General features: G+C 64.8%; 13 protein-coding genes and 1 pseudogene. 4 read left to right on the forward strand and 10 right to left on the reverse strand.

From position 1 onward, the window contains the following. Nucleotides 1-159: 159 nt before the first annotated feature. A complete protein-coding gene (locus tag IWX64_RS13460) occupies nucleotides 160-1260 on the forward strand; it encodes an SDR family oxidoreductase (RefSeq protein WP_196867639.1) in 1101 nt (366 codons plus the stop codon). A 2-nt stretch (nucleotides 1261-1262) separates the two neighbouring features. Here the strand turns inward: IWX64_RS13460 and IWX64_RS13465 are convergent, their stop codons facing one another. From IWX64_RS13465 to IWX64_RS13500, 9 genes and pseudogenes are all read right to left on the reverse strand, one after another. Beyond that, complete coding sequence (locus IWX64_RS13465; protein WP_196867640.1) at nucleotides 1263-2309, reverse strand: LLM class flavin-dependent oxidoreductase; 1047 nt, start codon at nucleotides 2307-2309, stop codon at nucleotides 1263-1265. Between the two features lie 36 nt (nucleotides 2310-2345). Next, nucleotides 2346-4247: an amylosucrase gene (locus IWX64_RS13470; protein ID WP_196867680.1), complete on the reverse strand. Its 1902-nt coding sequence runs from the start codon at nucleotides 4245-4247 to the stop codon at nucleotides 2346-2348. A gap of 107 nt (nucleotides 4248-4354) precedes the next feature. Continuing rightward, complete coding sequence (locus tag IWX64_RS17100; RefSeq protein WP_209728484.1) at nucleotides 4355-4486, reverse strand: putative transporter small subunit; 132 nt, start codon at nucleotides 4484-4486, stop codon at nucleotides 4355-4357. 9 nt (nucleotides 4487-4495) lie between these two features. Further along, nucleotides 4496-6199, reverse strand: coding sequence for a sodium:solute symporter family protein (locus IWX64_RS13475; protein ID WP_196867641.1), 1704 nt, complete (start codon nucleotides 6197-6199; stop codon nucleotides 4496-4498). A 343-nt stretch (nucleotides 6200-6542) separates the two neighbouring features. Beyond that, a pseudogene (locus IWX64_RS13480) lies at nucleotides 6543-6797 on the reverse strand (GNAT family N-acetyltransferase); the annotation flags it as partial. A 21-nt stretch (nucleotides 6798-6818) separates the two neighbouring features. After that, complete coding sequence (locus tag IWX64_RS13485; RefSeq protein ID WP_196867643.1) at nucleotides 6819-7484, reverse strand: SDR family NAD(P)-dependent oxidoreductase; 666 nt, start codon at nucleotides 7482-7484, stop codon at nucleotides 6819-6821. After that, nucleotides 7481-8821: an LssY C-terminal domain-containing protein gene (locus IWX64_RS13490; RefSeq protein ID WP_196867644.1), complete on the reverse strand. Its 1341-nt coding sequence runs from the start codon at nucleotides 8819-8821 to the stop codon at nucleotides 7481-7483. Before IWX64_RS13490 ends, IWX64_RS13485 begins: the two co-directional genes overlap by 4 nt. An 87-nt stretch (nucleotides 8822-8908) precedes the next feature. Then, nucleotides 8909-9169 (reverse strand): hypothetical protein, encoded by a 261-nt coding sequence (locus IWX64_RS13495; protein ID WP_196867645.1) that lies wholly within the window; start codon nucleotides 9167-9169, stop codon nucleotides 8909-8911. Between the two features lie 118 nt (nucleotides 9170-9287). Beyond that, nucleotides 9288-9749, reverse strand: coding sequence for a Fur family transcriptional regulator (locus IWX64_RS13500; RefSeq protein WP_196867646.1), 462 nt, complete (start codon nucleotides 9747-9749; stop codon nucleotides 9288-9290). 60 nt (nucleotides 9750-9809) lie between these two features. On the opposite strand from IWX64_RS13500, the gene IWX64_RS13505 reads away from it, so the two are divergent. From IWX64_RS13505 to IWX64_RS13515, 3 genes are all read left to right on the forward strand, one after another. Further along, complete coding sequence (locus IWX64_RS13505; protein ID WP_196867647.1) at nucleotides 9810-10382, forward strand: MOSC domain-containing protein; 573 nt, start codon at nucleotides 9810-9812, stop codon at nucleotides 10380-10382. A gap of 97 nt (nucleotides 10383-10479) precedes the next feature. Beyond that, on the forward strand, nucleotides 10480-11526 hold the full coding sequence (locus tag IWX64_RS13510) for an NAD(P)-dependent alcohol dehydrogenase (RefSeq protein ID WP_196867648.1): 1047 nt from the start codon (nucleotides 10480-10482) through the stop codon (nucleotides 11524-11526). A gap of 68 nt (nucleotides 11527-11594) precedes the next feature. Then, entirely contained in the window at nucleotides 11595-12173 is a 579-nt protein-coding gene (locus IWX64_RS13515; protein WP_196867649.1) for an HhH-GPD-type base excision DNA repair protein, read from the forward strand. Between the two features lie 109 nt (nucleotides 12174-12282). Here the strand turns inward: IWX64_RS13515 and IWX64_RS13520 are convergent, their stop codons facing one another. Beyond that, complete coding sequence (locus IWX64_RS13520) at nucleotides 12283-13092, reverse strand: nitrilase-related carbon-nitrogen hydrolase (protein WP_196867650.1); 810 nt, start codon at nucleotides 13090-13092, stop codon at nucleotides 12283-12285. Between the last annotated feature and the right edge of the window lie 19 nt (nucleotides 13093-13111).

Here is a 13111-nt window from a genome sequence, read left to right on the forward strand (position 1 = left end):
ATCATCGACGGCGACACTCCCTAGTGGCAGTGCCATAAGACCCGGTCATGGGTTTCGGGAGCGGAATTATTCGGCGTGGAACCGGCTTGGCGTAGGTAGGACACCGGCATTCCGCCAGGATGCCAGTGTCACCCCAGGTTCAACGCAAGGAGACTACCCATGAGCAATAGTGAACAATCATCCCCATCCGCCGGGCCAGCAAACGGCACCGCACTGGTCGTCGGCTCCTCAGGCATTGCAGGGTCCGCCCTGGTAGAGAAGCTCACCGGGGAGGGATGGCAGGTACTCGCCATGTCCCGCAGTGCTGGCTCGCCCAGGGCCAACGTGCAATACGTCCCTGCTGACCTCTCCTCACCCCAGTCGCTCAGCGACGCGCTGGCGGAGGTTGCACCCACCCACGTGTTCTTTACCGCGTGGGCGCGCCAGGACACCGAGGAGGCGAACATCCGGGTGAACGCCGCGATGCTGCGGAACCTGCTGGAGGCGCTCGCCGACAAGCCGGTGGCCCACGTCGCCCTCATGACCGGGCTGAAGCACTACCTCGGCCCGTTCGAAGCCTACGGAGAAGGGGAGATGCCGGACACACCCTTCCACGAGGAGGAGCCCCGCCTGCCGGTCAACAACTTCTACTACGCCCAGGAAGATGAACTGTGGGCCGCTGCGGCACATCAGGGCTTCACCTGGTCGGTGCACCGGGCGCACACCGTGATCGGCCACGCTGTCGGCAATGCGATGAACATGGGCCTGACCCTCGCCGCCTACGCGGCCCTCTGCAAGGAGGCCGGCCGGCCGTTCATCTTCCCCGGATCCGCTACCCAGTGGAACTCCCTGACCGACATGACCGACGCCGGGCTCCTCGCCGACCACATGGTCTGGGCCGCAACCACCCCCACCGGTGCCAATGAAGCGTTCAACGTGGTCAACGGCGACGTGTTCAGGTGGCGCTGGATGTGGCAGCAGCTGGCCGCGTACTTCGGGGTGGAAGCCGAAGGATTCAAGGACGGGCCGCGCACGCTGGAAGTCCAGATGGCCGGAGCGGAGCCACAGTGGGAGCAGCTTGTTGCAGCGCATGGCCTCGCCGAACCCCGCCTGGACCGGGTGGCGTCCTGGTGGCACACCGACGGCGATCTGGGTCGCAACCTTGAGGTCGTCGCGGACATGAGTAAGAGCCGGGTCGCCGGATTCACCGGCTACCGCCGGACGCTCGATGCGTTCACCGACCTCTTCGAGCGCTACCGCGCCGAGAAGCTCATTCCCTAGAGTTACCGGCTGGCGGCGTCCTCGAGGTGTGGGGAGCGCCGCCACCCGATGGCTGGGGCAACGTGAGCGGCAACGTTCTCCAGCAGCCGGGCGTTGTAGTCGACGCCCAGCTGGTTGGGGACGGTGAGCATCAGGGTGTCCGCCGACTGAACGGCGGCGTCGTTGGCTAGTTGCTCGGCGATGACGTCCGGCTCACCGATGTAGCTTTTCCCGAAGCGGGACAGGGCGCCGTCGAGCACTCCGACCTGGTCACGGGTTTCCCGTAGCGCGCTCAGTGCGAAGTACTGGCGGTCCTCGTCGCTGACGAGGGGGATGACGCTCCGGCTGACCGACACCCGTGGCTCGAAGCCATGCCCCTGCCCGGCCCAGGTGTCACGGAACATCTGGATTTGCTCGGTCTGCAACTCGTCGAAGGGGACTCCGGTGTCCTCGGTCAGCAGGGTGGAGCTCATCAGGTTCATGCCCTGCTCGGCTGCCCAGACAGCTGTCTTCCGGGTTCCGGCACCCCACCAGATCCGCTCGCTCAGCCCGGGGGACTGCGGCTGGATCGGCAGTAGCCCCGCCCCCATCCGGGGGTTGGCCTCGGCGATACCTGCGCCGCTGATCCCATACCTGAACACCTCGGTGTGGCGGCGGGCCAGGTCGGCGTACTCCTCGCCGTTGGCCGGTACGTAGCCGAAAGTCGCGGCTCCATTGAGCGCCGGCTCGGGTGATCCCCGGCTGATGCCCAGTTGCAACCTGCCGCGGCTGATCAGGTCCGCAGCCGCAGCTTCCTCGGCCATGTAAAGCGGGTTCTCATATCGCATGTCGATGACGCCGGTGCCGATCTCGATTCGGCTGGTGCGGGCAGCGACGGCGGCGAGAAGCGGGAAGGGCGAGGCGTGCTGGCGGGCGAAATGGTGGACCCGGAAGGACGCACCGTCGATTCCGATCTCCTCAGCTGCAACGGCCAACTCGATCGCCTGGAGCAGCGCCTCGCCGCCGGTACGGGTCCGGAATCCCTCCACCGAGGACCAGTTACCAAAGGACAGAAAACCGATTCGCTTCATACCCGGTGCAAACCATTGCGGGCGGGGCGGCATTCCCTAGCGGGGCTGCACCCGGAGCCACAGGTAGTTGCGGGGTTCGAGCGTGATCCCACCGTCCATCCGCAGCGTCCCCCTGGTCAGCAGATTGACGACGTCGGGCGCGAATCCGCTCAGCGTCAGCGCGCCCACCGTTTGTGGCTGGTCGCTGAAGTTCGCCAGCACCAGGATCGATGAGTCCGCGCCGGGCCGCTGGTAGCCCAGCACGCTGCGGTTGCCAGTGGCGAAGTCGACCAACCGGGTGCCGGCGAACTCAGCGGTGGCAGCACGGACCTCGATCATGCGGCGCAAACCGGCGAACACCGCGCCCTCGCCGGTACTGGAGTCGTGACGGCGGGCGTAGCGGTCTTCCGGGAAGCGGGGGCGGTGCACCCAGCGGCTGTCGGCGGCGTGGCCGTCCTCGAACATGTACTCGTCGTCGTTGACCTGGGCCACCTCATCACCGAGGTACAGCAGGGGAATGCCCCCGGTGCTGAAGACAATCGAGTGGGCCAGCAGGATGCGCTCGACGGCGGCCGCCTCGTCGTGGTCCACCCCGCACAGCGACGCCGTCGTCCCGGATATCCTGCAGTCCCCGGTGCGGGGGTTGTCCTGAAACGGCACCCCACGGGCGAAGCTGCCGGGGAACCGGTTGACGTAGAAGGAGTTCAGGAACTTGCGGTGATCGAAACCGTTGATGCCCAGCTCAGCGGCGTCCTCGTCGGCGAAGGTCCAGCCGATGTCGTCATGGCTGCGCACGTAGTTCACCCAGGCGGTGTTCTCCGGGATGGCATGCCGCCGTTCCAGCGCCTGACTGAGAAGTGACGCGTCGCGGGTGGCGAGGGCCTCCCAGATCAGCGCCATCTGCAGCGGATTGTAGGAGAGCTGGCATTCCGCGGGGTCGATGTAGCGTGCCACTTCGTCCGGGTGCACGATGGCCTCGGACTTGAACAGCAGCGACGGCGCGGCCAGCCGGCAGAGGGCGTTGAAGGCCCGCAGGAGCGTGTGCGCTTCCGGGAGGTTCTCGCTGGTGGTGCCCAGTTGCTTCCAGATGAAGGCAACGGCGTCCATCCGCAGGATGTCGATGCCCTGGTTGGCGAGGAACAGCATCTCCCGGGCCATTGCCCTGAAGACCGCCGGGTTGGAGTAGTTCAGGTCCCACTGGAAGCTGTGGAACGTCGCCCACACCCACCGGCCGTCGGGAGTGGGGACGAAGGATCCGGGATGGTCGTCCGGGAAGATTTCCCGGACATGCTGCTCGAAGGCATCCGGCATGGTGCGGTCCGGGAAGATCCAGTAGTAGTCGCTGTACTCGGGGTCCCCGGCGGCCGCCTTGCGCGCCCACTCGTGCTCGTTGGACGTGTGGTTGAAGATGAAGTCCACTACCAGGGAGATGCCGTTCGCGCGCAGTTCAGCGGCGAGTACGCGGAGCTGTTCCATCGAGCCGAGCGCCGGGTTCACCTCGCGGTAGCTGGAGACGGCGTACCCGCCGTCGGAGTGCGGCTCCGGTGCGAGGAACAGCGGCATCAGGTGCAGGTAGGTGAGCCCCAGCTCCTTGAAGTAGGGGATTTTCGCGCGGACGCCGTCGAGGTTCTCCGCGTACCGGTCGACGTAGCAGACACCGCCGAGCATCGAGTTGGAAAGGAACCATCCGGGGTTCGTTTCCTTGGCAGCGTCGATAGCTTTCAGATCCGTGGGACGCTCCCGCCACGAATCAGCGCCTTCGAGGACCAGCTGGGTGAGCTGGTCCAGCCAGTCGTTCTGCCATCCGTAGAGCGATTGGAACAACCGGCACAGCTCGGGGAAGTGTTCGTCGAACCGGCGCAGGAACGTGGCGCCGTCGTCGTCCGCCATCCGCGTTGGCTGGGCGGCAAGTGCCGCGAGCACATGCTGCCGCGCATCCTGGGCGACGATCTCGTCCATTGAGGAGGGTCCTTCCTTGAGGGGGATCAGCACCATCCTTTCATCTTCGGGACAGAGTCCGCCGTCGCACTGTCCATGGTGGAGCGACGGCGGACCCGGTTACGCCACTAGATGATGCTGCGCCCGGCCTTCCGGGACTCGGCCCAGTCCTTCAGGAAGCCGCGGCACACGGTCCAGAGGACCCCCGCGACGATGATCGGCCAGATGAGCACATAGACGGTGAGAAGGATGGTTTCCATGGTGATCTCCTACTGTCGGGCGGACAGCGTGACGCCGTCCAGGTCGTCGTCCGGGTGGGCGGTGGCGTCGTCGGCCACGGGGTCGTAGTCGCCAATGCGCTGTTTGATCAGCGCGAAGTCGAAGTTCTGCTTGCTCCTGACGGACATCAGGTAGCAGACGATGGTGCTCACCGCGTAGGCCACCAGGGACCCGGTGAGGACCGTGTAGTCGTGCAGGAAGCCGATGACGAACGGGGCCGAGGCGACCGCCGCGAGGGCGCCGACAATCTTCGCCGGTTTCAGCCCGAAGAAACCGAACACCATCAGGCCGAGCACAATGCCGATCCCGGCGGCCGAGAGAATGTCGAAGAAGATGCCAGTGACCCCGTCCATCGAGAACCAGGAGAAGCGGACCGGGATGAAAACGGCGAGCGCGACGATCACCGACGTCGTAAACGCCCTATTGGTCACCTTGTCCCAGTAGAAGCTGGCAATGACCGGGAAGACCAGGGCACCCCACAGTGCACCCACGAAGACCAGCAGATCCAGGATGTCCATCTGTTGGCTGGCGAAGACCAGTGCCGCAGCGGTGGCGACGATCATGGTGATCCGTCCGACCAGCAGCATGGTCTTGGGGTTGGCCTTCTTGGCGATGTTCTTCCCGTAGACGTCGGCCATCATGATGGAGGACAGCGCCGACAGGTCCGAATCGGCGGTGGACGAGAGCGCGCCGAGGATCATGACGAAGAACAGGCACAGCAGGACGGGACCGAGGTAGGTCGAGGCCATCTGCGGGATCAAGTTGTTGACGTCGCCGGCAACCGGGCTGACGCCCAGGTACAGGGCCATGACGCCGACCATGCCAATACCGATCACGGTGGCGCCGTAGCCGACCGTCGCGGTGACGAAAGTCTTCTTGATCAGGTCCTCACGGACGGCGAACAGCCGCTGCGCGATGGTCTGGTTGCCGATGGCGTACGCCAGCACGGCGGCGATGTAGGGTGCGCCCTGGTTCAGGAAGGCATCGCTGGAGAAGAAGTTGGACTGTTGCGGGGTCAGGTTGCTTGCGCCCTGATCAAACATGGCCGGACCCCCGGCGGCAAAGAACACCACCGGAATGATGACGGAGACGGCGCCGAGCATGGCGACCACCTGGGCGAAGTCGGTCAGGACGGAGGCCCTGAAACCCGACCACAGGGTGTACATCAGGACGCCGACGGCGACGGCGAGGACTCCCTGCCCGAAACTGAACGGGGAGAGCAGCGCCACCAGGGCGCCACCGGCGATGAAGTTGGAGGTCAGGCTGATGACGCTTCCGACGATGTTGGACCCGGCGAGCATCAACTGACTGGACCGGCCGTGGCGGGCGTGCATCACCTCGGCCAGGGTGTGGGCTTTCGGTGCAACCGCGCGGATGCGCTTGCCGAAGGGGTAGATGAAGAGAATCATCAGGGCACCCCAGAGGCCGTAGTGGATGGGGCCCGAGATGCCGTAGGTGTACCCGGCGGTGGCGGACGCGTACATGGACGACGCCCAAATCCAGGTGGCGGTCATGCTTGCCGCAGAGATTCCGAAGCCCACCTTGTTGCCGGCCGTCATGTAGCCGTCGGCGTTCTCCTTCTTCTTTCCGATGTAGGCGGACACCAGCAGGGTGCCACCATAAACCAGGACCACGAGCAGAATCACTATCCAGCCACTCAGTTGATACAAATCAGCATCGTTAGGCACTGTCATCCCTTCGTCACGACGAGTAACGCTTGAAACTCGACACCGTCATCACGCTGGCCTCCTGTGGGCCGTCCCCTCCGCAAGCGTTTTCAGGCGCGGAGACCGAGCCCAGATTCGGGCGCAAACGCGTCAATCCCGTAGACAATTACCTGAGGCAATCAAACAGAGCGCATAGCTCGGTCCCTCGGCGGCGCGCGGCCTACCGATCTGTTGGGTGTTTTCCACCCGTACGGGGGCAGGTGATGCTCTGCAATCTTCGCCGCTGATCAATCCCAGTCAATGGGGAAACGGTTACTCGCGGGCAGGCTTCCTGCAACGCAGTCAGGCTAGCATGCTTCGTCGGCGGACCCTAGGGGAGGGCAGGCAGGGCGAGGTGCATGAAAATGCTGTTCGGGTCCGGTCGGTAGTCCGCATACGGTGGGCATTCGGTGAAGCCGTGGCGCTGATACAGCCGGCGGGCAGGAGCGAAATACTCCTGGGTTCCGGTCTCCAGATAGATTCCATCGAGCCGGGCCTGGCGGGCGGCGTCGACAAGGTGGGTGAGCAGAAGTGAGGCGACGCCGCGGCCTCGTGCGGCGGTGGCAGTGCGCATGGACTTGATCTCGTCCGCCGAAGCGGAAGGTGCCTAGTCTTCGCTGACCTGGTGACGGAAGCGGTCACGCTTGGTGTGCAGGTCCCACAGGATGTCCGCGAGGACGGCGGGATCCTTCTCCGGGTCGCCGGCTTCGATGCGCCCGCCGATGATCAGCTGCGACACCTGGATGCCCTCCTCGCCGAGTACCTCATTGAGGAGCTGGGCGTAGGCTGCCTGGCCGGCGAAGGCGACCGAGGTTCCGGTGACCCCGCGGCCCGGTTTGACCGCCGAACCGCCGTTGACGAAGAGAATGGTGCCCCGGTTCTCGCCGAGGAAGCGCATGCCGGGCACCACCTGGTGGACGGCGGCAACCGGGCCATAGATGGAGAACTCGATAGGTCCCACCAGGTCTGCCGGAGTGGTCTCCAACACCGGGCGCATGAAGTCCTTCTGCGGCAGCGGGCTGTACTGGAGGACCTCGATGGGGCCGAGGGTTTCGGTCACCTGCTCAAGCGCCTTGGCAATAGAGTCCGGATCACGCACGTCGGCGACGAATCCCTTCGCGTGCACCCCGTCCTTGGCGAGATCGTCAGCCAGGGCGTCGAGGCGACCCTGGTTCCGTGAGATGAGGCCCACCGAGTAGCCTTCAGCGCCAAACTTGCGCGCGACGGCGGCTCCGAGACCTGCTCCTGCTCCGATAATTGCAATAGTTGTCATACTTCGTGCAAGTGATCAGTGGACTGAGGTATTCCCTCGGTCGTAGTCCGGAGGCGCCGATTCCTGCGACGGCTCCTGCTGCGCCGATGCGCAAAGGTACGGGAACGCTGGCTGGTCAGGGCAATGATCAGGAGAATGTCCAGGCCCAACCCGATCAGGTTGGTGCTGAGGGTGATCCCCGGTCCGCCGTTGACGACGTCGGCCGCCGCAGCGATGATTGCTGCCACGCTCAGCAGCATGGCCGCGATCCGCACCCGGTTGCTTCCGCGCAGCAACAGCCACGCCAGAAGAACCTCAACCAGCGCGAAGGCACCGACGACGCCGGCGACCACCGAAACGTATTCGTCGACCTCCTGCCCCGCCACGACTGTCAGGTCTCCGGTCCAAAGCGAGACCGCAAGCATGAGTGCCGTCAGTCCACGCAGAAACACCAGGGAGGCGCCGAAGGTGGTGGGCGCAGGGCGACGGTCCCGACTGTCGGCGGGGGCCAGGGCCGCGGGTGGGGAGCCCACGTCGACGGGACGCAGGTCGATGACCGGCAAGTGTCCATCGGTCTGGATGTTGTCACCGCCCCCGTTGCGGGAGTGGTATCCCGTGGAAAAGTTCCGCAGGATCCGCACCGTCGCGCCCGGCTCGGAGGAGGTGAGGGAGTCGATGACGTAATCGCGTTCCTCATCGATGTCGGTTTCGATCTTGTGCGTGATTTGGAGGGTGAAGAGGGAGAACCCCACCGATTTGTCGTAGGTGCCGGCCGCCAGCCAGTCCACGTCGGTGCCGCCCGGGAGGACCCACTCAGGAGGGCAGCGCCAGAACCGGATGTGGTGCCGTTTCCCAGGGCTGCCATTCACCTCCTGCTGGTAGGTGAAATCCTGCTGCCGCCCAAAGACGAACAGGGGGCTGACCGGCGCTTCGTCGTAGCTCCGGCGGGTGACTGTGGAAACGATGATGCGCCGGGTGCTGGTGGCGTCGATCTCATCGGCGCGGGTCCAACCGGCTCTGAGCATTGCGGTGTGCACGGCGGCATCGGAACCGAGCAGGGTCACATTGATGGGATCGCCCAGCAGTCCATCGCTGGTGCGTCCCCTGCCGATGAAGTAGTCGGGCAGGTAGATCCGGCTCAGGATCCGGTGCAGCCGGGGGAGCACCAGATAGGCGAGCACCGCCCAGAAGATGATGCTGAACCACCAGTGGTTCAACTGGAAGCTCTCCTGAAACAGGAGCGCAGCCAACCAGATAGCGGTCAGGCCGCTGAAGACGAACAGTGCTGTGTCGAGGGGGCTGCCTTTCACGGGCTCATCGTCCGCCACAGCGCTCGCCCGGGAGGGGGAACCGGTCATGGCTCAAGAAGAGCATCAATCAGGGTTTATTTGAAGGGCCTTCAGGCCCTGGTTCCACCCCTCCGATTGGGCTTCCGGGAGGTTCTCCTAGCCTCGGTCGGTGTATCGGCCTTCTGTGCGCCCGGTGGGCTGGCTGGCGGACGTAACGTAGGTGCCACGGGAAACTAGCGCAGCGCGTGAGCCGGTGGTGACATACGTTCCTTCGGCTGCTGAGCCGGGGCGCCGGGTGGTGACGTAGCGTCCGCCCAGCAGGGGCAGGGGCGCAGATGAGGTGCCGGGGGTGACCGGTCCGTCGACGGTGCGGCGGGTGATTGCGTGTGCGGGGGCGGTGCGGTTCAGAACTGACATGATGAATCTCCTTTTTGGGCGCGGCAAAGTGGCCGGGCTGTTCAGCGTTGAAAGGGTAGGTGGGCATAACCAATCGCGGCGTGCCGCGTCGGCGATTCCCTGGGGAAAGTGCTGTGGTCTAGCCGGTTTTCGGCTGCCCGTTGGTCTGGCAGGAACGGCATAGACCATTGAAGGTGACTTCAGCCGAATAGATGGTGAAGCCCGAGTCGTCCGACGGGGTGAGGCAGGGTGCCTCCCCGATGACGCAGTCGACGTCCTGGATCATCCCGCAACCAACACACGAAAGGTGGTGGTGATTGTCGCCCACCCTGCACTCGAACAGGGCCGGTGAGTTGGGTGGATCGAAGCGCCGCACCAATCCGGCGCCGGTGAACGACGCCAGAATTCCGTAGATTGCCTGGGCGGAGGTTCCGCTCAGGGTTTTTCGTACCTCGGCAAACACCTGTTCCGCGCTTGAATGCGGTGCGTGTTGGAGGACCTCCAGCACGGCGACGCGAGGGGCCGTCACCTTCAGGCCCGAGGCCCTGATGGAGCTCTTGAGCTCCTCGGGGTGAGTCTGTGGTTCAGTGCCGGTGGCCATGTCATAACCGTACCAGTTGTTTTGAGTAGTTCAAAACAACGGTCGGGATAGCCTTGGATAATGAGTGAAACCTACCGGTACGACGTCGAGGTGCTGCACCTGCTCGTCTCCCCAACACACGCCTACTTCGGCCGTGCCCGCGACGGCGCCGCCGATGTGCCCACGGTCGACGCCGAACGGGCCGAGGTGGTTGCCGGCAAGGGGATTGTGGGGGACCGGTTCTTTGGGAAGGCCGCGCACATGGACGCCGCCGTGACACTGATGGCCGTGGAGGCGCTCGAGGGCATTGCCTCGCTCCTGGGCGCCGCATCGTTTGATCCCCTGCTGACCCGGCGAAACGTCATCGTGAGGGGCGCCCAGCTGCACCCACTGCTCGGTCACGAGTTCGAACTGCACTCACAGGGCGATGCGGTGCGGCTGCTGGCCGGTCGGCCAGCCCATCCCTGCGTCTGGATGGACCGGATGCTCGCCCCCGGAGCCCACGCGGCGATGCGGGGGCGCGGTGGCGTGCGCTGCCAACCGGTCTCCGACGGGGTGCTGCACCGCGGTCCGGCCGTGCTGATCAGCCCGGTCCCGCTCCAGGCGGCGCTCGCCGGGGAGGCCACGCTCCGCCGCCCCTCCCGGCTGCCCTGACCCTCGGTCTCTTAGGTAGCGGGGAATACGCTGCCGCCCGCTGACGTTGCTGAAAAGGAACCAAAACTTTCCAGCAACCAATCTGCAGGAGTCATCTATGCCTACGACCGTCAACGCTTACGCTGCGCCTTCGGCCTCCGAAGACCTTATTGCCACCACCATCGAGCGCCGCGACGTCGGCCCCGATGACGTGATGATCGACATCAAGTTCGCCGGAATCTGCCATTCCGACATCCACACCGTCCGCGGCGACTGGGGACCACAGTCCTACCCGCTGGCGCCCGGCCACGAAATTGCCGGCATCGTCACCGAAGTTGGGTCCAACGTGACCAAGCACTCGGTCGGCGACCGCGTGGGCGTCGGCTGCATGGTCAACTCCTGCGGCGAGTGCAAGAACTGCGAGGCTGGCGAAGAGCAGTATTGCCTCAAGGGCAACACCGGCACCTATGGCGCCGAGGACCGCGACGGGTCCATCACCCAGGGTGGCTACTCCACCCACGTTGTCGTCACCGAGGACTTTGTCGTCCGGATCCCCGAGGGCATCGAGCTCGACGTCGCCGCGCCGCTGCTCTGCGCGGGCATCACCACGTTCTCGCCACTGAAGCACTGGGGCGCCGGACCCGGCAAGAAGGTCGCCGTCGTCGGGCTGGGCGGACTCGGCCACATGGCCGTGAAGCTGGCTGCCGCGATGGGCGCCGAGGTCACCGTCCTGTCGCAGTCGCTGAAGAAGCAGGAAGATGGAATGCGTCTGGGCGCCAAGCACTACTACGCGACCAGCGATGAGAACACCTTCTCCGACCTCGCCGGCTCGTTCGACCTGATTATCAACACCGTCAGCGCCACCATCCCGATCAGCGACTACCTGGGTCTGCTCTCCCTGGACGGTGCCCTAGTCAACGTTGGCGCACCGGCCGAGCCGCTGCCCGTCAACGCCTTCGCGCTGATCGGTGGACGCCGTTCCTTCGCCGGCTCCATGATCGGTGGCATCCGCGAAACCCAGGAAATGCTGGACTTCTGCGCGGAGCACCACCTGGGCTCCGAGATCGAGGTCATCTCCGCCGACAAGATCAACGAGGCTTACGAGCGCGTCCTCGCCTCGGACGTCCGCTACCGCTTCGTCATCGACACAGCAACACTGAACTAAGCTTCAGCGTTCATGAACCCCCAGCGGGAGCTACTCCCGCTGGGGGTTTGCGCGTTAAACTCGGGGTTATGACTGCGCACCTGAACATCACCGACGATCCCGCCGCCGATCAGCTCCTCTCGGAGGAGCCACTCGCCCTGTTGATCGGGATGCTGCTGGACCAGCAGGTAGCCATGGAGACGGCGTTCGTTGGTCCCGCGAAGATCAAGGACCGGCTGGGCGAGTTTGACGCAGCGACCATCGCCCACAAGGATCCCGACGAGTTCGTTGAGCTCTGCCGCACCCCTCCCGCCGTCCACCGGTACCCGGGAAACATGGCGGGACGCATCCAGACCCTCTGCGCCACGCTCCTGGATGAGTGGGATGGCGACGCGTCCCAGATCTGGACCCGCGACAACCCCAACGGCGCCGAGGTCTACAAGCGGCTCAAGGCCCTGCCGGGATTTGGGGAACAGAAAGCGAGGATTTTCCTGGCACTGTTGGGCAAGCAGTACGGGTACGACGGCGACGGCTGGCGTGAGAGCGCCGGCGCCTATGGCGAGGAGGGCAGCTTCCGCTCAGTTGCCGACATTGTGGATCCTGAGTCGCTGACCAAGGTGCGCGAAACCAAGCGTGCGGCGAAGGCTGCCGCGAAGGCGAAGGGCTGATTCACCGCCTGATCCCGGCCGATTGATTTCGTTTCAGCGGTCCGGCGTTACCCCTCTCCGCAGAAGAGTTAGATCGAGCGACTTATTGGACGCCCCGACCCACCAGATCTCACGCTTCGGCGGAGGTGGGAACGTCATAGCCCAGGTCGGGCAGGTAGGTGTTGATGCGGCGGGCTCGCTGCACTTCGTCCTGACTGATCTCCGCGACGAGGAGTTCCTCGGATTGATCCGCCTGCGCAAGGACGTTTCCGTGGGGTCCAACAATGCAGCTGAGGCCGGTGAAATCCGGCGGAGTGTGGTTGGCGTAGGCAATGTAAATGCCGTTCTCCAGTGCCCGACACGGGACCATGATGGTTGAGATTCGCTCGGCGTTGTACGTTCGCTGGGAGGGGAACCCGTCAACGTCGCCCGTGCGCGGCACCGCAGTGGGAATCAGGAGTGCGTCGGCGCCGCGCACCGTGGCCGCCCGGGCAAACTCCGGGAATTCAATGTCATAACAGATGCCCAGGGCCAGGTGAAGGCCAGCGTATCCGAACACGTCGGCTGGCTCGGATCCCGGCACGAAGACCGACTTCTCTTCCGCCCCGAATAGATGTGATTTCCGGTAGCGCGACATCTCCACGCCATCCGGGTCGAAGAAGGATGCGCTGATGTACCGCAGGCCGTCCGCTTCATCAACGCTGGAGCCGACAATAGCTATCCCGTGGCGCCGGGCAGCGGCGGCGAGACTCTCGCGGACCTCACCGCCATCCAGGCCATGAATTTTCGCCGGGGCATAACCGGTGGCGAACAGCTCGGGGGTAACGACGACGTCGATTTCCTCCCGGGCCGCTCGCGCCGCCATCCGGTCCAACCGCGCCAGATTCTGTTGGGTACTGGCTACCGTTCCAGTAGCCTGCCAGACGCCGATCCGAACCACTATGTCTCCTTCATATTGG

The organism is Arthrobacter sp. CAN_A212, assembly GCF_015752345.1.
GTDB lineage: Bacteria > Actinomycetota > Actinomycetes > Actinomycetales > Micrococcaceae > Arthrobacter_D.

Excerpts from the sequence above, each read along its gene's own strand:
- IWX64_RS13460 (WP_196867639.1), top strand. The coding sequence starts at position 160 with ATGAGCAATAGTGAACAATCATCCCCATCCGCCGGGCCAGCAAACGGC.
- IWX64_RS13495 (WP_196867645.1), bottom strand. The coding sequence starts at position 9,169 with ATGTCAGTTCTGAACCGCACCGCCCCCGCACACGCAATCACCCGCCGC.
- IWX64_RS17100 (WP_209728484.1), bottom strand. The coding sequence starts at position 4,486 with ATGGAAACCATCCTTCTCACCGTCTATGTGCTCATCTGGCCGATCATC.
- IWX64_RS13505 (WP_196867647.1), top strand. The coding sequence starts at position 9,810 with ATGAGTGAAACCTACCGGTACGACGTCGAGGTGCTGCACCTGCTCGTC.
- IWX64_RS13475 (WP_196867641.1), bottom strand. The coding sequence starts at position 6,199 with ATGACAGTGCCTAACGATGCTGATTTGTATCAACTGAGTGGCTGGATA.
- IWX64_RS13485 (WP_196867643.1), bottom strand. The coding sequence starts at position 7,484 with ATGACAACTATTGCAATTATCGGAGCAGGAGCAGGTCTCGGAGCCGCC.
- IWX64_RS13500 (WP_196867646.1), bottom strand. The coding sequence starts at position 9,749 with ATGGCCACCGGCACTGAACCACAGACTCACCCCGAGGAGCTCAAGAGC.
- IWX64_RS13510 (WP_196867648.1), top strand. The coding sequence starts at position 10,480 with ATGCCTACGACCGTCAACGCTTACGCTGCGCCTTCGGCCTCCGAAGAC.
- IWX64_RS13470 (WP_196867680.1), bottom strand. The coding sequence starts at position 4,247 with ATGGACGAGATCGTCGCCCAGGATGCGCGGCAGCATGTGCTCGCGGCA.
- IWX64_RS13465 (WP_196867640.1), bottom strand. The coding sequence starts at position 2,309 with ATGAAGCGAATCGGTTTTCTGTCCTTTGGTAACTGGTCCTCGGTGGAG.
- IWX64_RS13490 (WP_196867644.1), bottom strand. The coding sequence starts at position 8,821 with ATGACCGGTTCCCCCTCCCGGGCGAGCGCTGTGGCGGACGATGAGCCC.
- IWX64_RS13515 (WP_196867649.1), top strand. The coding sequence starts at position 11,595 with ATGACTGCGCACCTGAACATCACCGACGATCCCGCCGCCGATCAGCTC.